Origin of the sequence: Pelagicoccus albus (assembly GCF_014230145.1) — a bacterium.
Classification (GTDB): domain Bacteria; phylum Verrucomicrobiota; class Verrucomicrobiia; order Opitutales; family Opitutaceae; genus Pelagicoccus; species Pelagicoccus albus.
The window spans coordinates 695,597-720,493 of sequence record NZ_JACHVC010000012.1 but is presented as its reverse complement, the minus strand read 5'-3'; the positions used below and the strand labels follow the sequence as shown (position 1 = coordinate 720,493).

At 51.9% G+C, this 24,897-nt stretch carries 23 protein-coding genes; 10 read left to right on the top strand and 13 right to left on the bottom strand.

All coding sequences use genetic code 11. From position 1 onward, the window contains the following. Window positions 1-23: 23 nt before the first annotated feature. From H5P27_RS12780 to H5P27_RS12735, 10 genes are all read right to left on the bottom strand, one after another. The gene (locus H5P27_RS12780) at window positions 24-1,793 is read right to left on the bottom strand and encodes a SpoIIE family protein phosphatase (protein WP_185660789.1); all 1,770 of its coding nucleotides are present in this window, start codon (window positions 1,791-1,793) and stop codon (window positions 24-26) included. Between the two features lie 161 nt (window positions 1,794-1,954). Further along, window positions 1,955-2,323 carry a response regulator gene (locus H5P27_RS12775; RefSeq protein ID WP_185660788.1) on the bottom strand — a complete coding sequence of 123 codons (369 nt, stop codon included), beginning with the start codon at window positions 2,321-2,323 and terminating at the stop codon, window positions 1,955-1,957. A gap of 144 nt (window positions 2,324-2,467) precedes the next feature. Continuing rightward, window positions 2,468-3,163 carry a response regulator gene (locus H5P27_RS12770; protein WP_185660787.1) on the bottom strand — a complete coding sequence of 232 codons (696 nt, stop codon included), beginning with the start codon at window positions 3,161-3,163 and terminating at the stop codon, window positions 2,468-2,470. A 1-nt stretch (window position 3,164) separates the two neighbouring features. Then, window positions 3,165-3,680 carry a hypothetical protein gene (locus tag H5P27_RS12765; RefSeq protein WP_185660786.1) on the bottom strand — a complete coding sequence of 172 codons (516 nt, stop codon included), beginning with the start codon at window positions 3,678-3,680 and terminating at the stop codon, window positions 3,165-3,167. 128 nt (window positions 3,681-3,808) lie between these two features. Further along, window positions 3,809-4,651 (bottom strand): HDOD domain-containing protein, encoded by an 843-nt coding sequence (locus tag H5P27_RS12760; protein ID WP_185660785.1) that lies wholly within the window; start codon window positions 4,649-4,651, stop codon window positions 3,809-3,811. After that, window positions 4,648-5,169, bottom strand: coding sequence for a chemotaxis protein CheD (locus H5P27_RS12755; protein WP_185660784.1), 522 nt, complete (start codon window positions 5,167-5,169; stop codon window positions 4,648-4,650). Before H5P27_RS12755 ends, H5P27_RS12760 begins: the two co-directional genes overlap by 4 nt. 150 nt (window positions 5,170-5,319) lie before the next feature. Continuing rightward, window positions 5,320-5,826 carry a chemotaxis protein CheW gene (locus H5P27_RS12750; RefSeq protein ID WP_185660783.1) on the bottom strand — a complete coding sequence of 169 codons (507 nt, stop codon included), beginning with the start codon at window positions 5,824-5,826 and terminating at the stop codon, window positions 5,320-5,322. A gap of 196 nt (window positions 5,827-6,022) precedes the next feature. Continuing rightward, window positions 6,023-7,291 carry an HD domain-containing phosphohydrolase gene (locus H5P27_RS12745; protein WP_185660782.1) on the bottom strand — a complete coding sequence of 423 codons (1,269 nt, stop codon included), beginning with the start codon at window positions 7,289-7,291 and terminating at the stop codon, window positions 6,023-6,025. Between the two features lie 29 nt (window positions 7,292-7,320). After that, on the bottom strand, window positions 7,321-8,871 hold the full coding sequence (locus H5P27_RS20100) for an ATP-binding protein (RefSeq protein WP_185660781.1): 1,551 nt from the start codon (window positions 8,869-8,871) through the stop codon (window positions 7,321-7,323). A 145-nt stretch (window positions 8,872-9,016) separates the two neighbouring features. Continuing rightward, window positions 9,017-9,856, bottom strand: coding sequence for a CheR family methyltransferase (locus H5P27_RS12735; protein WP_185660780.1), 840 nt, complete (start codon window positions 9,854-9,856; stop codon window positions 9,017-9,019). A gap of 297 nt (window positions 9,857-10,153) precedes the next feature. Between H5P27_RS12735 and metH the strand changes: the two genes are divergently transcribed. Beyond that, complete coding sequence (gene metH / locus H5P27_RS12730; RefSeq protein ID WP_185660779.1) at window positions 10,154-13,882, top strand: methionine synthase; 3,729 nt, start codon at window positions 10,154-10,156, stop codon at window positions 13,880-13,882. Between the two features lie 289 nt (window positions 13,883-14,171). Here metH and H5P27_RS12725 read toward each other — a convergent pair whose 3' ends face one another. Beyond that, on the bottom strand, window positions 14,172-15,065 hold the full coding sequence (locus H5P27_RS12725; protein ID WP_185660778.1) for a LysR family transcriptional regulator: 894 nt from the start codon (window positions 15,063-15,065) through the stop codon (window positions 14,172-14,174). A gap of 63 nt (window positions 15,066-15,128) precedes the next feature. Here H5P27_RS12725 and H5P27_RS12720 point away from each other — a divergent pair, with 63 nt between their 5' ends. From H5P27_RS12720 to folK, 9 genes are read left to right on the top strand one after another with little or no spacing between them, the layout of a single operon-like run. After that, entirely contained in the window at window positions 15,129-15,836 is a 708-nt protein-coding gene (locus H5P27_RS12720) for a YggS family pyridoxal phosphate-dependent enzyme (protein ID WP_246462630.1), read from the top strand. Window positions 15,837-15,877: 41 nt separating this feature from the next. Continuing rightward, complete coding sequence (locus H5P27_RS12715; protein ID WP_185660777.1) at window positions 15,878-16,978, top strand: Gfo/Idh/MocA family protein; 1,101 nt, start codon at window positions 15,878-15,880, stop codon at window positions 16,976-16,978. A 23-nt stretch (window positions 16,979-17,001) separates the two neighbouring features. Then, entirely contained in the window at window positions 17,002-17,556 is a 555-nt protein-coding gene (locus H5P27_RS12710; protein ID WP_185660776.1) for an NUDIX hydrolase, read from the top strand. Between the two features lies 1 nt (window position 17,557). Continuing rightward, window positions 17,558-18,127 carry an anthranilate synthase component II gene (locus tag H5P27_RS12705; protein ID WP_185660775.1) on the top strand — a complete coding sequence of 190 codons (570 nt, stop codon included), beginning with the start codon at window positions 17,558-17,560 and terminating at the stop codon, window positions 18,125-18,127. Beyond that, the gene (gene pabB / locus H5P27_RS12700; protein ID WP_185660774.1) at window positions 18,124-19,446 is read left to right on the top strand and encodes an aminodeoxychorismate synthase component I; all 1,323 of its coding nucleotides are present in this window, start codon (window positions 18,124-18,126) and stop codon (window positions 19,444-19,446) included. The genes H5P27_RS12705 and pabB overlap by 4 nt, the downstream gene beginning before the upstream one ends. Then, on the top strand, window positions 19,439-20,275 hold the full coding sequence (locus H5P27_RS12695; RefSeq protein WP_185660773.1) for an aminotransferase class IV: 837 nt from the start codon (window positions 19,439-19,441) through the stop codon (window positions 20,273-20,275). The genes pabB and H5P27_RS12695 overlap by 8 nt, the downstream gene beginning before the upstream one ends. Beyond that, on the top strand, window positions 20,265-21,116 hold the full coding sequence (gene folP, locus H5P27_RS12690) for a dihydropteroate synthase (RefSeq protein ID WP_185660772.1): 852 nt from the start codon (window positions 20,265-20,267) through the stop codon (window positions 21,114-21,116). Before H5P27_RS12695 ends, folP begins: the two co-directional genes overlap by 11 nt. Further along, on the top strand, window positions 21,109-21,486 hold the full coding sequence (folB, locus tag H5P27_RS12685) for a dihydroneopterin aldolase (protein WP_185660771.1): 378 nt from the start codon (window positions 21,109-21,111) through the stop codon (window positions 21,484-21,486). The genes folP and folB overlap by 8 nt, the downstream gene beginning before the upstream one ends. Next, window positions 21,479-22,312, top strand: a complete 834-nt coding sequence (gene folK, locus H5P27_RS12680; RefSeq protein WP_185660770.1) for a 2-amino-4-hydroxy-6-hydroxymethyldihydropteridine diphosphokinase — start codon at window positions 21,479-21,481, stop codon at window positions 22,310-22,312. Before folB ends, folK begins: the two co-directional genes overlap by 8 nt. Here the strand turns inward: folK and H5P27_RS19980 are convergent. Continuing rightward, window positions 22,309-22,779, bottom strand: a complete 471-nt coding sequence (locus H5P27_RS19980; protein WP_185660769.1) for a type II secretion system protein — start codon at window positions 22,777-22,779, stop codon at window positions 22,309-22,311. The two genes, folK and H5P27_RS19980, sit on opposite strands and share 4 nt — an antisense overlap. A gap of 198 nt (window positions 22,780-22,977) precedes the next feature. Then, complete coding sequence (locus H5P27_RS12670) at window positions 22,978-24,819, bottom strand: ATP-binding cassette domain-containing protein (RefSeq protein WP_185660768.1); 1,842 nt, start codon at window positions 24,817-24,819, stop codon at window positions 22,978-22,980. Between the last annotated feature and the right edge of the window lie 78 nt (window positions 24,820-24,897).

The following is a 24,897-nucleotide window of genomic DNA, read 5'->3' as shown; positions in this document are numbered from 1 at the left end:
GGAGCTTGAGCTTCGAGTCTCGCTCAGCAGGAGCAGAGGGAGTTTGGAGTTAGCTTCAGCCCCACCACGCAAATGTCGTCGGAGGAAGGAGCTCCGTTCAGTGCCCCCCGTAGGGCTGTCTTGAGGTTTTGAAGCTGCTTGCAAACGTTGCGGCTGTTTTCGAATCCGAGCGCTTTGGCTAAGCCATCTTTTCCGAATTCCTCACCTTTGTCTGTCATTTGTTCGATGATGCCGTCGGTGAAGAGGAATATTTCCGCTTCTGATTCGAGAGAGAAAGTGGTGTCTCCGAATGGTTCGCCCCCTAGTAGCCCCAAGGCTGGCCCCACGATGTCGCAGGGACATTCCATGAAATCGGAGGCAGAGTCTTTTAGTAGAGGGCAAGGGTGGCCGGCATTGGCGATGACTGCTTCGCCTTTGTCCAAGTCTACGATTAGATAGGCAGCTGTGACGAAGCGAGGGAACTCCTCGTCTTCCGCTAGGGAAATGAGTGTTTCGTTTAGGTGCTGCAGTACTTTGGAAGGATGGCTCAATATGTCCGGTATTTCGGTCATCAGACCGCGAATGAGCATCGTTACTAGAGCTGCTTTGACACCGTGTCCCATGACGTCGCAAACCAAGATCCCGATCTTGTTGTCATCTACGGGAATGATGTGGAAGAAATCTCCCGCGAGGTGATGGCTAGGCTTGTAGAAATAACATGCTCCGAATCTCCACTTGTAGCCAGTTTTTGAGTACATGCGGCTTTCGTCGAAGCCCATGGACATAAGCTGCTCCTGAAGTTGGCGAGCTACTTGGAGTTCCTCCTCATATTGCTCGTTTTTCGCCTGGAGCGCTTCTTTGGCTTTGCGAGCTAGTTCCTCTGCTTTCTTCTGTTCGGTGATGTCGAGCGACATTCCGACGATACCCTCGACCGTCTCGGAGTCGGTTTTTAGAGGCACTTTGGAAGTGAGGACCCAGCGGTTTCCGGCTAGGATGCTCTTGTCGTATTCGAGTTTGTTCAGGATCGGAACGCCGCTCTCGATAACTTGTAGGTCTTCAGCCAATACGCGATCTGCCCTCGGGTCATCGATAACCTCGGTGAGTCGCTTGCCTGCAATATCCAAATGCGGCGGTATGCCGATTACTTTGCGGTATTCTTGATTGACGAGCATGTACCTGCCCTCGCGATCTCTTATAAAGAGCCGGCAAGGTAAGATCTGTACGATGGTCTGGAGCAGTCTCCGGTGCCTCGCGACTTCGCGCTCGGCGAGTTTCTGCTTGGTGATGTCTCTCGAAAGGCCGAAGGTTCCGCAGATTTTCCCGGCTTTATCGAAGAGGGGGAGCTTGGATGAGATGACCCAACGTTCGCTTTGGTGATCATGGACGGATCTCTCTTCTCGAAAGCTCCAACCTTTGCCTGTACGGATTATTTCTTGTTCGTCATCAAATTTGGCTCTTGCTGATCCTTGCTCGAAAAAGTCGAAATCGGTTTTTCCGATCAGTTCGGCTGGATCTTTGTGGCCGTGGTAGTTTGCCATGGATTCGTTGACGCAGATAAACTTGCTCTCACGATCCTTGAAATAAACGTGGTCCGGTAGGGACTTCATCAGCTGCTTAAAAAGCTGAGTGCCGATGTCGTCGTCTTTTTGGAAGCTATTCTTCCGACCTTCCTTGATGCCATGACTGTATGCTTCCTGCAGTAGGTCGTCGATTTCCCCTTGGTTCAGGGTGATCGTTCCTCCTGCCTCCCGTAGCTCGGAATTTATTCCGACACGGGAGAGCATCTCATCAAGAATCGATTCAGTCAGGCTCATTAGGGGTTAGTTGGGCTGGAAGATAGCTAGTTTGGATTACTTGGCAATCAAGAGTTTAATGGCTAGGAATTGTATCCACTAGCCGACCACGAACGTACGCAAAAAAAGACGGCTCGGAAATGACCGAGCCGCCTAATCAAGTGATTTTTGAATGTGGGGAGCTACGAGGTAACTGCGCTGCCTTGAGCCGACTCTACGATGCGAACAAGTTCCTTGATGTTGAAAGGCTTCGCCAAAGTCGCCACGAGGTTTGGGTATTTAAAGTGTCTCGCTTCATCGTGGAAGCCAGAGATGATGATGAACTTGGTCTTGATGTTCTGCCAGCCGGAGAGGAACTCGAGAACCATCTCGCCAGAGAGACGAGGCATCTTGAGATCGAGCAGTACTACGTCGAATTGATGATTCGGATCAGAGAGTACAGAGACGGCATTGTGGCCGTCGCAAAGGACGGAGACATCGTGTTCCTCGCCGAATACGGTGAAGAGAAGGAGTCGAATGGCGGGATCGTCGTCTACGATTAGGATTTTCATGTTCCAGGTCTGAGTAGCGGTTGTTGGGAAAAATTAGGCGGTTGCCGAAATTTGTAAGTTGTTCTCTATAGATCGGATAAGTGTTCCATTTCTGTGGCGCTTTTTTGCGCTTAGCAGTCCAATTAGCCGCTTTCTTACTGGACCTCAGTTGTTCCCCGATATGGCGGGCCGTTTAGCGTTTGAGATGAGCGGAGAGGAGAAGCTGCCGGCATCGAAAAGGCTATTGTTCATCTTGCCGTAGAATTTTTGGATCTCGTTTTCCATGCAGCGGCTGGTTTCCCGGATGACTGCGATGTCGTTTGGCTCGATCCAATACTTTTCGGTTATGCTGCTTAGGAATTCGACTTTCTCGGCAAGCGACGCCACCGCGGCGAGCGAATCGGTGAACATTTCACTTTCTGTGGGCGAGAGGCTCGGCTGAACGATTGGCTTGCTTTGGAAGGCTTTCGCTTGGGGAGCTTCGGCGGCTAAGGCGACCTCTTCCAAGGTGGTGAGTGATCTAACGACCTCGAGGAGGGCGCGATAGTTGAAAGGTTTCGGAAAAATCCGGCTGGCCCCGAGTTGGCTGAATCGAGCCTCGGATTGTGGATTCAAGTATCCAGTGAGCACGATAACGGGCACGTTCGGGTGGGCGGCTTTGACCGCTTCGATAACCTCGAGACCATCCTTCTTGGGCAGATGATAGTCCAAAATGATTAGGTCGTTTGTCGCGGAGATACCCTTGTCAATACCGTCCGCTCCGTTGTCTGCTTCGTCGACATCGAATTCGTCCTTCAGAACTTCACGCATAACCATGCGCAGGGCGGGATCGTCTTCTACGAGTAGTATGTTCTTTTTCATCTTAGTTTTCTCCGATTCCGAACTGGGTGTCTCTGTAATGTTCGGCGACTAGCTTGATTTGACGGGATGGAGGGATCTCGTAGCCCGCGAAAAGGATGGCGATTGTTTGGCCTTGGAGGGAGCGGATGGGATATTTTGTCCCGTGCAGCCAAGTCTTTCCCCAGGAGAGGGTGACAAGTTCGCGAGCTCCTTGAACTGGCTGTTGGCGCCGAGTGGCGAAGTCGTCTGCCGCTCTCAAGGCAGCGTCGTCTTCAAGCCAGAAAATGGGTGGGGAGGAACGTCCCCGTTCGTCGAGACTGGAGCGTCTCATGTCCAGAAGCTTACGCCCCTCTTGGTTGAGATAGAAAATATCGTCCCGATCGAAATAAGCGAATACACAGCAGTCGAGTTCTTCGAACTCCGAAACGTCCGCGTCGAGCAATTGTTTCGGGAGGTCGTATGAGCGATCAATGCCGTCGATGGCTGATTCGAGAGCCTCGGGCAGTTTTATTTGGAGCAGCTTATCGTATTCTGGCATCTGGGAGCTTCGGTCCTAGGAGTGTTATCGCTTCCCTAAAAATCGACCTAACGGGCCTCCACTTTAGCCTGAACTACTCAACGAATACGCGAGATTTGCTAGGGAGATTTTCCTATCAGTCTCTTCGCTTAGTTGGTGCCGACGTTTAGGGCTTTGCGAGCCTTCTCGAGCTTTTCGTTAGCGGTTACGATCGCGAGTTCCAGCTCGGCCTGATCGATTTCAAAAGCTCCGTCAATCATCTCGAGGGCCCATGCGTCGCGGCCGTCGTTGCAGCCGATGACTGCGGCACCCCAGTTGGCCACGTGCAAGGCGCCAGCCATTACGCGGTGTTCTTCTGGAGCCTCCAAAGGATGGTACTGATAGCGTATGGGAATGTATACTTCCTCAGGGAAGGACCATTCTTCCAGTAAACGAGCTCCGGCGATGGCGTGGTCGAATCCGAGAGTTTCCGTTTCGGCACGATCGAGACTGAGTCGCTCGGTTTCCACTTTCTTGAAAATGTCTGTATACTGTTCGCCGCAGCCAATGTGCATGCCCAGCTTTCCGATGTCGTGAAGTAGGCCTAGAGTGTAGGGGAGTCCCTCCATTTCGCAGTTTTTACCGACGATCTGGTCCATGATCAGCGCAACTGCCAGGCTGTGAGCCCATAGGCTGCCCTTGCCGATTTCCATGCTAGGCAGAGCTCCTTCGAGGAAGTCTCCGCTGGAGACGAGGTTGACGATCCGGTAGACTTCTTTGATCCCCAACATCGCTACCGCGTCGTTTAAGTCTGTGACTGGGGAGGCGGGCGAATAAGCGCCTGAATTGCTGAGTTTGAGGACGCCAGCCATAATCGCTGCGTCGGTTGAAATGAGCTGCACGATATCGCGAGAGTCCGTGTCAGGGTCCTTCATTATCTTGACCAGCTTTGGCAGGACTTCTGGAGCTGGGGGAAGGGTGTCCGCTTTCTTAATGAGTTCTTCGACAGTCATGATAGGCTGAGTTTGGATGTTCCAAGGGGGGTTTTGAGCGTTACTTCTCCCGTTCCGACGTTGAGGTGAATGGTTCTGTTGTTTACTCCGCCGACGTCGGCTCGCACGACTTGAATCCCGAGGGCGCAAATGAGTTTCTTAACTGCCATGATGTTTCTCTCTCCGATCTTGAACATGTCTGAACCGGATATGACGGAGGCTCCCCCCGCGACAAAGGCCTTCATTCTTCTGCGTTCCGCCCGCAGTCCACACATGTTTCTAAACATTATGGGCATGCCGGTATCGGCGAACATGGCTGGCTGTTTTTGAGCCTTATCTGGAGATAGGGTAGAGTCAGGCAGCATGATATGGATCAGCCCGCCGACTTTAGCGTCCTTGTCGTAGACGATAATCCCTACACACGACCCGAGAGCAAAGGTGCTGAGGTTAACGTTGACGTTGTTGGAGACGGCGAGATCGCCGACGCCGACTACAACTCGCTGCTGAAAAAGGGATGGGAGAGATGGTGCTCCACTCATTAGTTCAAAAGTCTATTTTTGCTCTTCTAGTTGGCGTTAGGGCTGCCGGAGGTACGGTGGCGGGAGGGGCTTCTCTGGGGGGGAGAAAGATAGGCGGATTCTCACTAAGGCAGCTAGAATCCGCTCGGGGTAAGAGTGTGTCGCTGGCAACTAGAATCCGAGAGCGCCTTCAAGCTCGCTAGACACGACCTTTTCGATGTCGAGCAAGGTCTTAACGCTGTCCTTGATGCGGGCGATTCCCAAGCAACATTCTGTGCTGAGTCGTGTACCGAAGTCTGGGGATGGCTTAACATCGCCCTCTGTTACGTTCAGTACCTCTTCGACTGCGTCAACTACGAGTCCGAGCAGTTGGTTCACTCCCTGACCGTCATCTACGTCGACCACGATGATACAGGTGCGCTCGGTGGCTTCTCCTGCGTGCAGGTTAAATTTGACTCGCAGGTCCACCACAGGGATGACCTTGCCGCGAAGGTTGATCACGCCCTTCACGTGTTCTGGCATCTGAGGGACAGGAGTGATCTTCTGCATGCGAATGATCTCTCGGATCTTGAGAACTTCTACGCCGTAGCATTCGTCTGCTAGGGTGAAGGTTAGAAACTTGCCGGAAGAGAAAGAAGAGGTGGTGGTGGAGTTGTCGTCGAACGAGAGGTTGCTCATAAAAATTTCCTCGGAGGTTTTTGGAAATATAGATTATTATGAGCTAGATCGGTCTCCTCCGGCCCTTTCTTAAGAACTAATTGGGTGGTCTGTCGGCTAAGGAAACGTAAAAGAGGGGCTGATCCCTCAGAGTAAGGGCTCTATCCTGAATTTCAGGCCGCCATTGTGGCAGGAAATTTACAAGCGAAGATCGATACTAGCGGAAAACCATGAGCCGCTGGGTGATGGGATTCGCGAAGTCATGTTCCTTGATTTTTTTGATGATCCCGCCGGTCAGACGATTGTCCTCAGGTATAAGTAGGAGGCCGGAAGGACTGTAGATGCCTTTGGCCAGCACCATGCCCGGCTCGAGCTCCGCCAGGGTGATTTCGCGAACTTTTTTGGGCAGGTTCGTGAGGTTGGAGCTTTTCATAAAGAGGCGAACCGCCTCTGGATGATAAGCCTTGCCGGATTCTCGGATAATGTACTCGAGGGCCTGGTCCCGGGGAAGATTGCATTCGACGAAGCCGACGGCCACTGCGAGGTGACGAGCTGCGACGGGAATGCTCTCTTTGCTTAGCCTATCCGGATAGCCACGGCCGTCGAATCGCTCCCGGTGGTAGCGGATTGCCAGTCCTACGTCGTTTAGGTTTTCGACGAAGGTGGCCAAGGTTTGGCCGTAAACTGGGTAGTGCTGCAGCAGAGTGAGCTCGCTCTCGTCCAGGCTTTGGGCGTCGTTTAGGCTGCGGGATACCAGATCGCGTGGTAGACCGATGCGTCCTAAATTGTAGAGCCATGAGGCGACCTTTAGAGTTTCCGCTTCTCGCGCTTCCAGCAATGGAGATTTCGCGATCTCGGAGCAGATGGAGGCCACCGACTTGGTTTGCTGACCGAGAATCGGGTGGAACGCTTCGATCAGGCGGAAGCTGATTTCGAGGGAGCGATTGAAGTTTCGCTCCAAAGCCTGATTTGCTTCGTCGAGCTTTTCGGCCTGCTCCTGGAGTAAGCGGACTTTCTCCTCGAGAGCCTCGTTGCTGGCTACCAGCTTCTCGTTGAGGTCGAGGGTGTCGGCTTGCAGCTTCTCGTTGGTTTCGACCAAGGAATAGCGTTGCACGGCATTTTCCACGGTGGCCAACAATTCCTCTCGTATCCACGGTTTGGCTAGGAAACGGAAGATCTCCCCCTTGTTTACGGCCTCGACCACCGTGTTTAAGGTCAAGACACCAGTAATCAGAATCCGCGATGCGTTCGGCTGAACCTGTTTGCATTGATCGAGGAATTCCAGACCGGTCATCTCAGGCATTCTATGGTCGGAGATGATGGTGGAGAACCGGTTTTCAGCGACGGCCTTCAGTGCCTCCCTTGGGCTCGTGAAAGAGGTGACCTTGTAGCCCTCTCTCTCGAGCGTCTCCTGCATGGCCAGAAGGACTATATCGTCGTCATCGAGTACGAGTATGTTGCTGGATCTCGGTTCAGAGATTCTCATGGATAGGCAAGGGGAAGGAGATTTGAAGGCTAGCGGGTCTCTGTGAAGTAGGAGCCCACTTTGTTGACCAAGGCTGCCGGTTTTGATGAGCCGGAAGCTATCAGGCCGCAATTTCTTTTTGCGGAAACTGAGATGCTGTCAGGACTGTCCTCCAAGTTCACCAAAGCAATCTTGTCGCAATTTCGAGCATTGCCCAATTCGGCCAAGAGGGGCTCAGCCTTTTCGTCCAAAGCACTTCTGAAAACAAGGACTCCATCGATGGAGTCTCCAAGAGAAAGAAGGTCCAGGAGCAGCGGTCCGGGCTCGAGGTGGAGTTTCGTTTCCCACCCAGCCTTTTGCATAGCCAGCAAATGAGGATGCCGGCTGAGGTCTTCCCACGAATAGACGAGGATCTTTGGCGGGGTCCCGTTGGTGACCGCTTCCGTTTTTTTGGAAGGTTCCGCTGGGGCTTTGTCAGCCTTTTCTGTTTTGGCTGGAGTCTCCAGATTTAGCAGTGGCAGCACCATATGGATTTTTGCCCCCTGCTCAGAGTTGGAAACTTCGAGGTGTCCTCCCAGGCTATGGGTGAATTGGTCAACGATGCTCAATCCTAGGCCGGGATTGTTTTCGCTGCCTTTGGTAGTAAAGAAGGGGACTTTGACCTTGTCGATTTCTTGTTCAGGGAAGCCTGGCCCGTTATCGCTGAATTCGATTTCCGCCCAAGGCGTTCCCTTGCGCTCGCTTTTTTTGGCGACTAAACGCAGCGAGATTTCTTCGCCACACGAGTCGGCCGCATTAGCCGTAAGGTGCAGGATCGCTTGGCGGAACAGATTAGGATCTAGCTTTATCGGCAGTTCCGAACCTTCCAAGTCGAATGCTATTTCCGCTCCTTTGGGGAGGAGGGCTTCCATGTACTCCTTTTGTTCTTTGAGGAGTTCGATCAGGTTGCAGTAGATCGGCTCTCCCGCTTCGAGCATGGTCAAGTGTCTAATCCGTTTGGTGACGTCTTGGGCCCGGAGGGAGCAATCGCGAATGTGCGCCATAGCCTCGGTGGTCGATTTGGGGTTGGATCCCGGCTCGGCGTAAAGCTCGCTTAGAGAGTAAATTCCGGCGATAGTGTTGTTAAAGTCGTGCAGGTAGCGACGGGTCATGCGGGCAGCGATCTCCTTCCAAGACCGTCTGGCGAGGGCGTCGAAGGCGATCGAGCGAAAGGAGTCATCGATAAGTCGGCCTGCTATACCAACCGCTTTGCCTTTGGAGTTCCTTATCAAGGCTCGGTAGTCCACCACGGCTAGTTTTGCCCCTCTCTTATTGGAAAGAACTTGGTAACGAGCTTCGTTTAGGAATCCGTTGAGCGATACAGCTTCCAGATAGCTCGATTTATCCTCGGGAGCGACGAGCTCTTCCCAGCTTTGGCTGCTCTCCACAATGCGGTAAAATGAGTTCGGGAATTCGTTTTCGCGCTGGCTGCAGTAAACCACGCGGCGATCCTCTAGATTGAGCAAATAAGTTATTCCCGGTCCGATGGAAGGAATGTAGAGCTCGCTGGGCTTGGAGCCGGTGAGCTCTTTTATCGCGGCGGAAAAATCGGGGTCTGTCACAGGTGGGATGGATTGGAAGACGCTCTTATAGTGGAGCGTCCAATCTCGGACCTCGGAAGTGATCAAGCAACCCGGCTTTGCAGGCCGATGCCCGCTTTCAATCTATTTTTACAGGAAGCAGGCCAGGTCGGCCCTTCTGCCCCAGTTAAGCAGGGAGTTGGTAAATGGCCGGTTTGATCGATTCGTACGGATGCTTAATTCCGGCGAGACTCTCGGCATGTCCGATCAGAAGGTATCCGCCTGGAACGAGGTGTCTCGCTAAGCGACCGACGAGTTCCTGTTGGGTTTCACGATCGAAGTAGATCATTACGTTGCGGCAGAAGATCACCTGGAATTTTTCGTTCCATGGGTACTGCGGGGCGAAAAGGTTGAGGCGTTGAAAGCCGAGCTTTTTGGAGATTTCTGGCCGGACACGGTAGTAGCCCTGCATCTGCTTCTCGCCTTTTTGGAAGTAGCGTTTGATCCACTCGGGCTTCACATTCTTTAGACGCTCTTGCTCGTAAATTCCTTTCGAGGCGAAATCGAGAACACGATTCGAAATATCGCTGCACTGGATTTTCCAGTCCAGACTTGGGATTCCGCTCAGATATTCCTCCAACGCGATCGAGAGAGAGTAGGGCTCTTCTCCGGTGGAGCAAGCGCAGCTCCAGATCTTCAAATCACGTTTGTTGCCCAGCTGACCGTTTGCGAATTGGGGCAAGATTACGCTGTTGAGGAAGTTAAAGTGATTAATCTCCCGAAAGAAGAAGGTGTGGTTGGTCGAAATTGCGTCGATCAAGTGGTACAGCTCCCCGCTATTCGGGTTGGACTGAAGCATCTTACAGTATTCCGTGTAGCTACCGAGGCTGTGGGCTCTAAGCCGCTTGCCCAGTCGGGCGCTTACCAGTTCTCTTTTGCTATCTCCGAGATTGATTCTGGTCTCCTTGTAAACGAGCTCGCGAATGTAGGTGTAGTCTTGGTTGGATATTTTTCCCATCTGGCTCATTCCAAGGGGTCGTTTACGGTTGGGGAGTTCCTGACCGAGTCCGCTTGTGGTTTGATTCTTAGGTTGTCCTAGAGAGCTGACTCGTATCATGGAATTGAGTAGGTGTACTTAATTTTGCTGGTCTTATATCGCTCTGATTGGAGCGAACTTGAGCCCTGCCACTTAAATGGCTTAGCAAAAAAGCGCTTAGTCTGAGACGTGAGGCGTGTATGCGGCGAGTTACGGATTGGGAGAGTCGGGGCTTGTGCCAAAGGGGAATGCGTACATGGTTTGGCCACTATTTTGCACTGAATCATCATGTCTGTGACCGATACAACCGCTTTGCCTCTATCGAAAACTTACCTCCGCCTGCGAGAGCTGCTCGGAGATCGTATCCTGATACTAGATGGAGCAATGGGCACGATGATCCAGCGCCACAAGCTGGAGGAGGCTGATTTTCGCAAGGGGCATTTCGAAGATCACCCCAGTGACCTGAAGGGAAACAATGAGCTACTCACTCTCACTCGTCCCGAAGTTATTGCTGGGATCCACCGGGCGTTTTTGGAGGCGGGTTCGGACATCATTGAAACGAACACTTTTAGCGCGACGGTTATCGGCCAGGCTGACTATGGTCTGCAAAGCGCGGTGGATGATTTGAATGTGGCTTCGGTCAAGTTGGCCCAGCAAGCGATCAAAGACTTCGTAGCGGAGCACCCAGAGCGGGAGTGCTTTGTGGCTGGAGCGATCGGGCCTACCAACAGGACAGCATCCTTATCTCCCGATGTTAACAGGCCGGAATATCGGGCTGTGACCTTCGATGACCTGAAAGCTGCTTACCTGCAGCAGATCAGTGCTCTTGGTTCAGCGGGCGTGGATTTATTCCTGCCCGAGACCACCTTTGATACGCTCAATTTGAAGGCCTGTATTTTCGCCCTCGAAGAGTATTTCCTGGAAAAGGGCGAGCGTATGCCGGTCATGCTCAGCGTCACGATCACTGACGCCTCGGGCCGCACGCTATCGGGACAAACAATCGAGGCGTTTTGGAACTCTGTTTCCCATGCCAAGCCTCTCAGCGTGGGTATTAATTGCGCTTTAGGAGCTCAGGAGATGCGGCCTTATATCGAGTCCTTGTCACGAAATGCGGATTGTTTCATCTCCTGTTATCCCAACGCCGGTTTGCCTAACCCGCTGAGTGAGACGGGCTACGATGAATTGCCGGCCGACACGGCTCGTTTCCTCGAGGATTTTGCCAAGAACAAATTCGTCAATTTGATTGGAGGCTGCTGCGGAACGACACCAGATCACATCCGAGCCATCGCCAACAAGGTGAAGGACTACCCGCCTCGTCCTGTTCCTGAAATTGCTCCTGCACTTCGCCTCTCTGGGCTTGAGCCCTTTGAGGTCAAAGAAGCTCGCGCTCCATTTGTGATGGTCGGTGAGCGAACCAACGTTACGGGTTCACCTCGTTTCAAGAAGCTGATTAAGGAAGAGAAGTTTGACGACGCTTTGGCGGTCGCGCGACAGCAAGTCGAGAACGGGGCCAACATCATCGATATCAATTTCGACGAAGGTATGCTCGATGGCGAAGCCTGTATGACCAAGTTTCTCAATCTGGTCGCGAGTGAGCCTGACATTTCGAGAGTCCCGATCATGATCGATTCCTCCAAGTGGTCAGTCATCGAGGCAGGTCTCAAATGCGCCCAGGGAAAGTGCGTGGTCAATTCAATCAGTCTGAAGGAAGGGGAAGATAAATTCCTCGAGCACGCGTCCTTGGTTCGTCGATACGGTGCTGCGGTCATCGTTATGGCTTTCGATGAAAAAGGGCAGGCCGCCACTCGCGAAGATAAGGTACGAATCTGCAAGCGTGCTTACGACCTGCTTGTGAACAAGATCAGCTTCCCGCCTGAAGATATTATCTTCGACCCCAACATCCTTACGGTGGGTACTGGCATGGAGGAGCATGCAAACTACGCTGTCGATTTTATCGAAGCGACTCGCGAAATCAAAGAGCTTTGTCCATTTGCTCGAATCAGTGGAGGTGTATCCAATATTTCCTTCTCATTCCGAGGTAATAATCCGGTGCGTGAGGCGATCCATGCCGCGTTCCTCTACCATGCTATTCAAGCCGGTCTCGACATGGGTATCGTCAACGCGGGTATGCTAGCGGTTTACGACGAGGTCGACCCCAAGCTGCTTAAAGCGGTTGAGGATGTCCTCCTTAACAGGGATGCGGAAGCTACGGAACGACTCATCGAATTGGCGGAAGAGGTGAAGGCTTCAAGCTCTGGTAAGAAGGTTGAGGAAAAGGTCGACGAGTGGCGCTCGGGCTCCGTGGAAGAGCGGCTTTCCTATTCTCTAGTGAAGGGGATTTCCACTTTCGTGGACGAGGATGTAGAGGAAGCTCGTCAAAAACTGCCGCGTCCGCTCGATGTGATCGAAGGTCCCTTGATGGATGGAATGAAGATCGTGGGAACGCTTTTTGGCGAGGGTAAGATGTTTCTGCCCCAGGTGGTTAAGTCAGCCCGCGTAATGAAGAAAGCGGTCGCCTATCTGTTCCCCTTCATGGAGGCTGAAAAGCAGGGGAATGCCAGCTCCTCGCGAGGTAAAATGTTAATCGCGACGGTCAAGGGTGACGTACACGACATCGGCAAGAATATCGTGGGAGTGGTCCTAGGTTGTAACAATTACGAGGTTGAAGATTTGGGAGTAATGGTCCCATGCGATAAGATTTTGGATACGGCTCGAAGAATCGAGGCGGATATCATCGGTCTGAGCGGTTTGATAACCCCTTCGCTCGACGAGATGATCCATGTAGCCAAGGAAATGGAGCGGCAGGGCTTTACCGTGCCGCTCCTGATCGGCGGGGCTACAACCAGCAAGGCACATACGGCAATCAAGATAGCGGAGCACTATAGCGGTCCGGTTATTCATGTTACGGATGCGTCGCTGGTGGTAGGCGTATGCAATGATTTGCTCAATCCAGATAAGCGAGATGCCTATATTCGAGAATTGGATACAGCTCAGAACGTGTTGAGGGAACGGCACGCCGCTGGTAAAGGGAATCAAGCGAATGTTCTAGGACTGAAGGAAGCGCGTTCCAAGGGGGTCGCCATAGATTGGAGCGAAGCGGATATCGCAAAGCCTTCGAATTATGGATTAACCCGTTGGGAGGATATTGATCTGGCCACGGTGGCTGAGTACATCGATTGGTCTCCTTTCTTCTGGACCTGGGAATTGAAGGGCGCCTATCCCGCAATATTGAAAAGCGAAAAGTACGGTAAACAGGCTAGCGAGCTTTTTGCCGATGCTCAGGTTTTGCTCAAGAGAATCATTGAAGAGAAGGCTTTCCGTCTGAGGGCTGTCAGCGCTTTTTGGCCTGCTAATTCGGACGGTGACGATGTTGTTCTCTGGACCGATGAAACAGCGGAGAGCGAGCTAGCTCGCTTCCACTTCTTGCGTCAGCAAAAGGAAAAGGTTGCTGACGACACCTACTACAGTTTGGCAGATTTCGTAGCTCCTTTTGACTGCGGAAAACTCGACGTGTTGGGTGGTTTCGCCGTGACAGCCGGGGAAGAGGTGGAAACCTTTGCCAACACTTTCAAGGCAGCGGGCGACGATTATAACGCTATTTTGGTGCAGTCGTTGGGAGACAGATTTGCGGAGGCGCTGGCGGAGTACATCCACCGTCAGGCACGGGTGCAGCTCGGATTTGGAGAAAGCGAAAATCTTTCGGTGCAAGAATTGATCGAGGAGAAATATCGCGGAATTCGCCCTGCGGCTGGTTACCCTGCTTGTCCTGACCACACGGAAAAAGAAACGCTCTGGGAGCTGTTGTCAGCGGAGGAGATTACAGGTGTTTCGTTGACGGAGAGCTATGCCATGAATCCAGGTAGTTCGGTATCAGGGCTTTATTTCGCCAATGCCGAAGCTCGCTATTTCAACGTTGGGAAGATCGAGAAGGATCAGCTTGAAGACTACGCTGGCCGAAAGGGTATTTCGATCGAAGAAGCGGAGAAATGGCTCTCTCCAAATTTAGCGTATAAGTGATTCGAATACGCTAAACTTAATAAAATGGTCGGTAACTGCTCGGATTTGAGCCGATCTCGGTAGGCTTACGTAGCTAGCGGAAGCCCTTGGAAGCGGCCCGCCTGGTTGTTGCGTCTATTTAGAAGCACGCCTCTCTTTTGGCGCAGACGATGCTCACTAAAAGTCCGTCCCCTATATGGGGATTGAGGGAGTGACGCTACTGTCGTTGAGACAGAAGCAGACAATCCGGGGCCGGCGTTAGGGGTTATCGTCGGCCCCGAACTTTTTCCAATGTTCGTTCTAGTCCTGGCTAGTCGCCGAGTAAGTCTTCTCCGGTTAGGATCTCTATGAATTTCTTCATGGCCGGTGTAAGCACGCGGCCTTTCCTGTGCAAGATGCCCAGCGGCCGATCGAGTCCGGCTCCATCCACTGGTACAGCAGCGAGGGTGCCCTGCTTGATCTCTTGCAGCACAGTAGCCTTAGGGACGATCGCGATACCGGCATCGATTTCTACGGCACGCTTTACGGTCTCGATGTTGTCAAATTCCATGACTGGATCGATCTCGATCTTTTGATCCTTAAAGATCTGGTCGACCGCTTTACGAGTAGGAATGTCGGGATCGAAGCTGATAAACTTATGATCAGCTAGAGTGCTCAATTGGAGGCTGGTTTCCTTTGCCAATGGGTTATTGGGATGGCAGATCGCAAGGAGACGATCCTTGCGGAAATCGGTGATTTCGATTTGGCGGTTCTTTTGTGGGAAAGCGACCAGTCCGAAGTCGACCGAGTTGTGCAGGATATCTTCGTAGACGAGGTTGGACCTGCGGTATTCGACGCGAACGTTCACGTTTGGAAACTCGGTGAGGAAGCTCTTTATGTAGGGAGGGAGCTCGTGGAGGCCGATACTGTAGATAGTGGAGATGCGAATCGTGCCAGATATGACCTTTCGCATTTCCATTAACTCGCTGAGCAGCTTCTCGTAACCGTGCAAAATTTCCTTAGCTGACTGGTAGACGCGCTCGCCCTCCCTGGTCAGTTGGAATTGTTTTTGGCTTCGATCGATAAGTAAGGCGGCGAAATGCTTTTCCATGGAACGCGCCTGCTGGCTTACTGCCGATTGGGTCACCCCATTGAGGCGGGCTGCTTTTGAAAAGCTTTTGGTTTCGACTAAGTCGGCGAAGATTTTGAAATTGTCTATCTGCATCTGGGGTCTGTTTTTACCTAGGTTTATTACATTAGCTTATTAAAGCAACACTAAACAGTAGGAATGTTAATGCTAATACGTTTTGAGGAATTTTTGGAAAATCTGAAGCAAGTGAATGAGCAAATTTTGGCTGCTTGCGAGGCGGCTGGAAGAAAGCGGGATTCGCTTAAGTTATTGCCTGTCACAAAGAACCATCCGGTGGATGTCGCTCGCTACGCTTGGGAAGCCGGTTTGCGGGCAGTGGGAGAAAATCGTGTGCAGGAGGCTTTGGGAAAAATGGACGACGTCGATTCCGCCCTGAGTTGGGAATTAATTGGGCCGCTGCAAAGTAACAAGGCCAAGCGTGTGGCGGAGCGTTTTGGACGTGTTCAGACCGTTGATCGAATCAAGATCGCGAACGCCTTAGATCGCTATGCAGGTGAGGCAGGAAGAGTATTGCCGGTTTTGCTTCAGATGAACGCTGGTCGGGATCCCGCCAAGTCAGGTGCAGAGCTGGAGGAAGCTGACGCTCTGCTCGAGGCCGTCTTGAATTGCGATAATTTGAAGGTCGATGGACTCATGACAATAGCTCCTCTCTCTGGGGATCCGAAGGTCGCTCGTGGGACGTTTGCCGCTCTTCGGGAGTGCCGGGACCGCTTGAGCTCTCGTTTTGGAGTTGAGTTACCCGAGCTATCGATGGGGATGAGTGGGGACATGGAGGAGGCTATCTTGGAGGGCAGTACTATGGTTAGAGTAGGAACGGCCTTGTTTGGGCAGAGAAACTACGGTTGAGTCGCCGAGTCTACCAAGCACTCATACCCCCTTTCTTAGATATGTCTAAGCCAGCTCGAATCGGCGTCATTGGATGCGGAAACATCAGCCCGCAATATTTCAAAGGAGCGAAGCTCTATCCCCAAATCCGAATGGAAGCCTGTTCGGATTTGTCCGCCGATGTGGCCAAGTCGAGAGCGGAAGAGTTCGATGTGCCCCGAGTTTTGACGGTAGATGAGCTGATCGCGGATCCTGAAATCGATATCGTACTCAACCTTACGACTCCGCAATTTCATGCCGCGATAAATACCCGAATCTTGGAGGCAGGTAAGCACGCCTATTGCGAGAAGCCATTTGCCACCAGTCGCGAGGAGGGAAGGGCGGTTCTAGAGCTCGCCAAGCGCAAAGGGCTGCGGGTAGGCTGCGCTCCGGATACATTTTTGAGTTCTCCCATGCAAACGGCTCGCAAGCTGGTGGATGATGGCGTGATCGGGCGGGTTTTTGGTGGCACAGCTGTGTTTGCTTGTCCAGGCCATGAACGTTGGCATCCGAATCCAGAATTCTACTACAAGCAGGGCGGTGGGCCGGTCCTAGATATGGCTCCCTATTATTTTACCGTTCTAGCGAATCTGTTGGGACCCGCGGTTTCCGTAGTTTCATCAGGGAAACGAGTTTTCACGGAGAGAAAAATCGCCACGGGACCGAATGAAGGCCAAAGGGTTGAGGTGGAGACAGCTACCCATAATAACAGTTTGGTCGAATACGCCAGTGGTGCCTGCGTGAACGCAATGTTCAGTTTCGATGTTCAAGGAGCTCATGATTTGCCATTGCTTACCCTTTACGGGTCGGAAGGAAATTTGTCGCTTCCTGATCCGAACTGCTTTGACGGAGTGGTGCGTGTTTGTCGACCAGGTGGAGAGTGGGAGGAGATGTCTTTGCTGCATAACTACGAGGGCGCGAGAGCTCTCGGTTTGGCAGAACTTGCAGATGCCATACGGAATGAGCGGGAGCACCGTGCAAACGGAGAGTTGGCGTTCCACGTCTTTGATACAATGTTGGCTTGCGAAGAGGCTGCTGCCTCGGGGAGTCGGGTTTCAATAGACTCAAGTTTTGAAAGACTGCCTGCTCTTTTGGGCTCGGACTCAAAAAGCCCGAAATTTTAGGCCTATCTCGTTGCAGAAAAGCGTTGTCGAGCGAGGGGCGAGGGGCAGTCTATGACGGCGTGCCTTCCGTCGACAATAGCTCCACTCCTGCAGATTTGCGTTTCAGAATAGGCGTCCTGCTTTACTTTCGCGACGAGCAGGGGCGGCTGCTCCTGATTCGCCGAGAGCGCCCTCCGAATGAAGGTAGCTGGTGTGCTATAGGCGGGAAGTTGGAGATGACGATCGGAGAATCTCCATACGAATGCGCTCAGCGCGAGGCGCAAGAGGAAGTCGGTTTGAGACTAAATGTGGAGGAGTTACGTTTGAGGGTAATCTTGTCGGAAAAGGATTACGAGAAAACAGGCCATTGGCTGATGTTTGTATTTCAGGTTCTGACTCCACTAAAGGAACTGCCCCAGAGTATTGAAGAAGGGGAATTCAAATTTTTTGAGTCCGGAAGCTTGGATGATGTTAATATCCCAGAGTTGGATCGAAGGATTCTGTCGAAGTATATTCTAACTCAGAAATCTGGACTTCATATGCTTCGTTCCGATGGCGAGGGGCACCCCTTGGTTGAAGAAAGTCGAGTCTCTGTTTGAGATGATTCTGCTTATCGATAATTACGATTCTTTCACCTACAACTTGTCCCAATACTTAAGGGAGCTAGGTGAGAAAGTGACGGTGGTTCGGAATGACGAAATCGACTCTGCCGGTGTTGCTGGGATGAATCCCCGCTTGATTGTTATATCGCCAGGCCCCGGGGGTCCTGGTGATGCAGGAAATTGTAAACATTTATTGGATACTTTTCACGCTGAGATACCATTCTTGGGTATCTGTTTAGGTATGCAAACCATCGCTGAATTTTTCGGGGCACGAATTATAATAGCAAAAGAGCCGGTTCACGGGAAAGTTCGTCGGATCAATCACAATTCCAATAGCGTTTTTTCAGGTTTGCCCAATCCTTTGCAAGTCACTCGCTATCATTCTCTCGTCGTTGAGCGTGAGAGCCTGCCAGAATGCTTAGAGATAAGCGCAGAGTCAGAGGAGGGCGAAATTATGGGGATTCGACATTCTTTGTATCCGATTTCTGGAGTTCAGTTTCATCCGGAGGCTTATTTGACTGAAGGTGGGCATGCCCTTCTGAAAAACGCTTTGAACCCAAGTCGATGAAGCAACGCAGACTAGAAATCGACTTTCGCCCTTTAGGGGCCGCCTATTCGGCTTCGGGGCAACCGGGCTTTTCCTTTCTGTACAGTGGTTTATGCTCTTATGGTTTAGGTCGGTACTCGATTCTGGCCGTAAACCCGAGCCGAGAAGTCAAGGTTTGTGCAGGGGATGAGAGTGCTTTCTCGATTCTGCAGAAGCATCTGCCTGCAGCTTCGAATGAAAAAAAAGGAAGTCTTCCTTTTTATGGCGGTGCCATTGGTTACTTTTCTTATGATGCGGGGAGGGGCCTAGAGAAAGGGAAGCTTCGCCAACTTAGCGACACTGATCTGGTTGGGAGGTTTAACCTCTACGAGGGAGGGATTGTCTTTGACCACGAAGAGAGGTGCACATGGCTAGTGACAGAAAAAGAGGAATTCGGAGCTGAACTGGAAGCGCTTGCAGACTTGGTTTCGAATGCGGAGAGTCCGAAGGGTGAGAGCTTTGTTTTGCAAGAGCCTCTGCGAAGTAATTTTTCGCGAGATGAGTATCAGGCGGCAGTCGAAAAAATACGTTCGCTTATCCGATCAGGTGAGGTTTACCAGGTGAACTTGTCCCAACGCTTCGAAGCAAAATGCTCGGGAGATGGCTTTGAGTTGTTTAGTCGTTTGGCTCAATTGAGTCCCGCTCCTTATTCTGCGTATTTGGATTTTGGGGATGAACAAATAGTTTCTTCTTCGCCGGAGAGGTTTCTGTTGATTGATAATGGTTTCGCAACGACGCGACCTATCAAAGGGACTCGACCGACTGGTAGCACTCGAGAGGAGGAGAATGAAAATGCCCGAGATCTTGAATGTTCAGAAAAAGATCGTTCGGAGCTTTTGATGATTGTGGATTTAGAGCGAAACGACTTGGGAAAGGTAAGTCGTCCCGGCAGTGTACGGGTGAGTGACCTGTTTCGCCTGGAGCGTTATGCGACCGTTATTCATCAGACAGCGGATGTGTCTGGGCAGCTAGATGAAGGTGTTGAGCCACTAGATTGCATCAAGGCTATGTTTCCGGGAGGATCTATAACGGGAGCTCCCAAGCTTCGGTCAATGCAGGTTATCGATGAGCTAGAAAGGGGAGAGCGAGGAATCTACACTGGCTCTATAGGCTATCTGGATTTGTCGGGCAGGGCGGATTTTAACATCGCCATCAGAACCCTGAGAATTGCGAATGGTAAGGTGAGTTTTCAGGTTGGCGGAGGCGTTGTCTGGGATAGCGATCCGTTAAGTGAATACGAGGAAACGCTTTTGAAAGCGAGAGCTATGGTATCTGCTTTAGGAGGAGAATTGTATGAGTAGCATTTTTATTGGAGATCGATTCGTGCAGGAGGGTTACGTAGAAAGTGATGTTCTAAGTCGTGGATTCGCATTTGGTTTTGGTGTGTTCGAAACAATTAAATTCATCCATCGTCGGCCTTGTTTCTTTTCAGAGCATATCGAACGCTTGAAATTGGCTGCAAGCTCGGCCGGTTTGGCGGTGGAGCTGGAAGAAGTTGAATTGTGGGAGCGAGCAATCCAATTGTTCAATACAGCAAAATTGGACTCGGGGGTGTTTAAAATAGTAATCTTGGACCGAGGAGAAGATCGGATTGAACCAGTCGTTTTTGTGAGATCGGCAGGACTTCCCGATATGGGGCCACCATTAAAACTATTGGCTTCATCGGTAGTAAAGGCGTCTCAAGCCTTCACAAGTCGTCACAAGAGTACCAATTATATGGAGTCCATTCTCGAAGCGGGTAAAGCGAAAGCTAACGGATTTGATGACTGTGTATTTGCAAATGAATACGGGTTTCTTACCGAATGTTCGGTTGCAAATTTGTTTTTTGTTCAAGGTAAGACCTTGTGCACGCCAGAGCTTGCTTGCGGCCTTTTGGATGGAATCGTTCGGTCAAAAATTCTCTCGATTGCTCCTTCCTTTGGGCTCGAGGTGGTGGAAGGACGTTTCTCTTGGGATGATCTTTTATCGGCGGACGAAGTTTTCATAACGAGCTCCGGAGTGGGGCCCAGGCCTGTGGAGAGCTTTGTTGGCCCTGGCCAAAGAAAGGCGATTTATGAGATCTCATTTTTGAAGGAACTGAGGGCCGCTTACCTGAAACTTGAGGAAGAGGAGGTAAACGGTGCTATCTGAAAATGTTAGCCATTGGCAGCTTGGAAGCCAAAAGCTGGAGTTGGGAAAACAATCGCTGATAGTCGGAATCTTAAATGTGACTCCAGACAGCTTTTCCGATGGAGGCCTCTATTTTAGTTTGGAGGAAGCCGTTGCTCGCTCGGAGGCTTTGCTTGATGCGGGGGCGGGAGTCCTTGATTTGGGAGGCGAATCTACACGGCCGGGCTTCGTGCCTGTGGAAACTGAAGAAGAAATACGCAGGCTCTCTCCTGTAGTGGAATCCTTATGTGAAAAGCGGACAGATTGTATCTTATCAATCGATACAACGAAATCTGCTGTTGCGGAAGCATGCCTTGAACGAGGAGCGAAGATCGTTAACGACGTGAGCGGGTTTCTCTCGGATCCTTTGATGGCTGAAGTAGCGGCAGCATTCTCAGCGGGCGTTATACTGATGCGAAACGGACGCGAGGATGAACCTGGGGCAGGGCTTTTGGATCGGATTCGATGGAGCTGGGACAAATCAATAAAAGTCGCCTTGGCAGGCGGAGTTAAAGAGGAGTCGATCGTTTTGGACCCCGGGGTCGGTTTCGGCACCACTCGTCAGGAAGATTTGGAGATTCTTCGAAACCTGAAAGTACTCAGGGATTATGGTTTCCCGATCATGTTGGGTTCTTCGCGCAAACGCATTACAGCCCAACCAAATGGATTGCCACTCGAACTCCGTCTCGAACCAACTTTGACGACAACGGTGGCTGGAGTTGCAGCCGGCGTAGAAATGTTTAGGGTTCACGATGTTGCGGAGAATTCGCGTGCGGTGGGATTAGCCGATTTGATTTACAGAGGAGGAAGCTTGGATGAGTAGAAGACTAGATACTGTTTTTTTGGAGGGTGTTGAGCTTTTTGGATACATCGGGGTCTTGGAACATGAGAAGCGAAATGGCCAAACGTTTTACATCGACGTTGAGCTTGGAGTGGATCTGAGGAATGCGGGCCGCAGCGATATCCTAGCTCAGACGGTGAGCTACGCAGAAGTATTTAGCCTTGCAGAACAACTGATGGATGAAGCTCGCTGCGATTTAATCGAGAGCTATGCAGAGCAATTGTCAGAAGAGATTTTTAGCTACTTCGATTTGGTTCGTACAACCTGTATCACGGTGAGAAAGCCGGAAGCCCCTATCGATGGAAAGTTTCGGGCTGCGGGTATTACAATTAGGCGAGAGAGAGATGAGTGAAGCGTTTTTAGGATTCGGCTCCAATATTGGTTGCAAGGTCGGTAATATCAGACGGGCGGTCCAGCTTCTCAAGCAGGTAGATGGTATCGAAGAGATCACGCTCTCGTCCTTCTACAAGACGGAGCCGATCGGGCATGTTGAGCAGGATTGGTTCGTTAACGCAGTGGCCAGGATAGTGACTACGCTTAGCCCGTTGGAATTGCTGGAACAATGCTTGGCAGTGGAAAGGGAGTTGAAGCGAGTTCGCAAGGAACGATGGGGCCCGCGGACCTTGGACATCGATATTCTGTTGTTTGACGACACGCGCATCTGTGATGAGCGGCTCGAGGTGCCACATCCGCGGTTTATGGAGCGAGCTTTTGTTTTGAGACCGCTTCTTGAATTAAGTCCAAGCTTGCAGATCGATGGTATTCGATTGAGTGAACGCCTCGAATCCTTGGGCGAGCAGGGAGTTGAGCGCTTGGAGAGCGTTGTCGTTTTGCTGGGAGCCAGCGAGAAGCCAGATCGATTTTCCAACAAGGCTCAGAAGGCGCTGATGGATCATGGTTACCGCGTGGTTCCGGTGACTCCGCGAGGTGATTCAGTCCTGGGAGTTGAGGTATTGCGTTCGATATTGGATTGTAACGATCCAGTGGATACCTTGACGCTTTACGTAGGCTCGGCGCGATTGCCGGATTTCTTGCCGGAGATTCTGGCGATTCAACCTCGGCGGGTGTTATTCAATCCAGGAACCGAAAACGAAAGCGTAAGAGCTGAGCTTGCGGCTTTCGGTATCGAAACGATTGAAGACTGCACCCTAGTGATGCTGCGAGAGAATCGATTTTAGTCTTCGATGACGTAGTAGTAACGATCGGCGGCGATTTTTTGGAATACGCCGGTGGTAAGATCCCCATCGTCGATCCGCTTGTCTACCAGAGCGAAGATTTCGTCACCATGGGCTGCTCCTACGACGCCGACAGCGGAAGTGAAGTCGCCCGCACCCCATTGCTCGAAATCCCATACCCCTCCGAGAGGGCTGCCCAGTTCAAATTTCTTTTGGGAAACGTATCCCTCGAGTTCCTCTGGGAAAACGCCAACCGGTGAGTCTTCTACCCACCAGCCTGACTCCAAGCAGTATTGGGCGCCGGCGTTAGCTAGGAGGCGAATATCGTTGGTGAACGAGGCTGCTCGGCTCGCTCGAACGTACTTCTGGAAGAAAGGGACCGCGATCGACGCGAGAATGCCAAGGATCGTGATAGCGATGAGGAGCTCTATGAGAGTAAATCCGTTTTTCTTGGCCTTCTTTTTTGTCATGCTGAGGTACTGGTTCGATTCGATTGAGCTCTTGTCCGTTTTTATTATCGGTCAAAGCGGCCCCCAAATACTAGTGGAAAACCTTAGATAATAGTAAAAACGGGGTTAATGGCCTTGCGGCAATCGGCCGTATGAGCGCCAGCGTTCATTGCCGTTGAGGGTTGGTACTCTCTGGACGAGCGCTTGGGGCTATCTGCCTCAATCGGTAAGAGACTCCCTGAGAGTCTCTAATTCTTCCCACCGCTCGAAAGCCAACTCCAGTTCCGCCTCGATTTCGTCCATTTCCGTCTTCAGCCGTACGACTTTCTCCTCGCCCTCTTGGTAGGTCGCCGGGTCGGCCAGTTCCTCGACTAGCTTCTCCTTTCGCTCCTCCAATTCCTCGATACGCTTCGGGAGGGCCTCCAACTCGTTGCGGAGCTTGTTGGTGAACTTCGGCTTTTTCTCTTTCCAGCTGTTGCGACTGTTTTTGGCGGGAGCAGCAGCTTCGGCTATCTTCTGGTCCTTACGCTTGCGCCAGTCGTTGAAGCCGCCATTGAACTCCTGCACTTGGCCATCTCCCTCCAAAACGAATAGAGAGGTCACGGTGTTTTCCAAAAATTCGCGGTCGTGGCTGACCAGTAGCAAAGTTCCGTCGAACTCCAATATACGCTCCTCTAGGAGCTCTAGAGTTTCCGCATCGAGGTCGTTGGTCGGTTCGTCGAGCACCAGTAGGTTTGCAGGTTGGGTGAACAAGCGTGCGAGGAGGAGGCGGTTACGTTCCCCTCCCGACAAGGTCTTTATGGAAGCCCGAGCCCGATCCGGAGTGAAGAGGAAGTCCTGCAAGTAGGTCATGACGTGACGTTGCTTGCCGTTGACGGGGACCGTCTCGTTGCCGCCTGCCACATTGTCGAAAACTGTTTTTTCGTAATCGAGCTGAGCCCGCATCTGATCGAAGTAAGCGACTTGCAGTTTGCTGCCATGTTCGATCTCCCCACTGGTAGGCTGGAGTTTGCCCAGCAGTAGTTTGAGCAGGGTAGTCTTACCCGAACCATTTGCTCCGATGACACCGATGCGATCTCGTCGCATGATTTGGGTATCGAAGGGTTTGAGGATCTCCGTTGATCCGTAGGAAAAGGCAGCTTGCTTGGCTGTGATAACTTTGGCCCCTGAAGATCCGCTTTGTTGGAGGGAGAAGGAGGCTGTGCCGGAGCGGCTTCGCCAAGATTGGCGTTCCTCACGCATTTTCTTCAGAGCGAGGACGCGGCCTTCATTTCGAGTCCGGCGGGCTTTGATGCCTTTGCGAAGCCAGGCTTCCTCTTGAGAGAGTTTCTTTTCAAATGCCGCCCGATTCTTGGCTTCGATCTCGAGCAATTCCTCTTTGCGGTCCAAGTACGTTTCGTAGTTGCAGCGGTAACTATTCAGTTGGGCTAGATCGACTTCGACGATGCGGGTGGCGAGCCGCTTGAGGAAGGAACGGTCGTGAGTTACAAAAAGAAGGGTCAGTTTACTGCCGATCAGAAAGTCCTCCAGCCAGAGGATTGATTCGATATCCAGATGGTTGGTTGGCTCGTCGAGAATGAGTACGCTCGGCTCGCAGACCAAAGCCTTGCCGAGGAGGGCGCGCCGCTTGAGCCCTCCTGAAAGAGTGGTGAACGGAGCATCTGGATCTAGCTGCAGATCCTTGAGGGTTTGCTCGATGCGGGCTTCCATTTGCCACTGCCGCTCCGGATCGATGGGGTCGTGTGGCAGATCGGCATGCAATTTAGCCAATGCCTCGCCTTCGCTGCCGAAACCCGAGGTGACGACTTCGCGAACGGTTTGGTCGATGTCTTGCGGGATTTCTTGGGGCAAGGCGGTCGCGACTCCGCCCTCTGGAAATGTGATCGAGCCGGAATTGGCCCCGTACTCGCCCGAGATGACTTTGAGCAAGGTCGATTTGCCTGCTCCGTTTCGTCCGACGATACACACACGCTCCCCCCGGTCGATGTGCAGGCTAGCATTTTCGAGAACGGCGGGGCCGCTGAAGCTGATGGTCAATTCGGTGACGCTGAGAACGGGCATGGCTGGTCGTTGAGCTTGTGAAAATTCGGGATGTAGGTTTGGCGACGGGCGTGGCAGGCTGGCAATTGGAAAATGCGA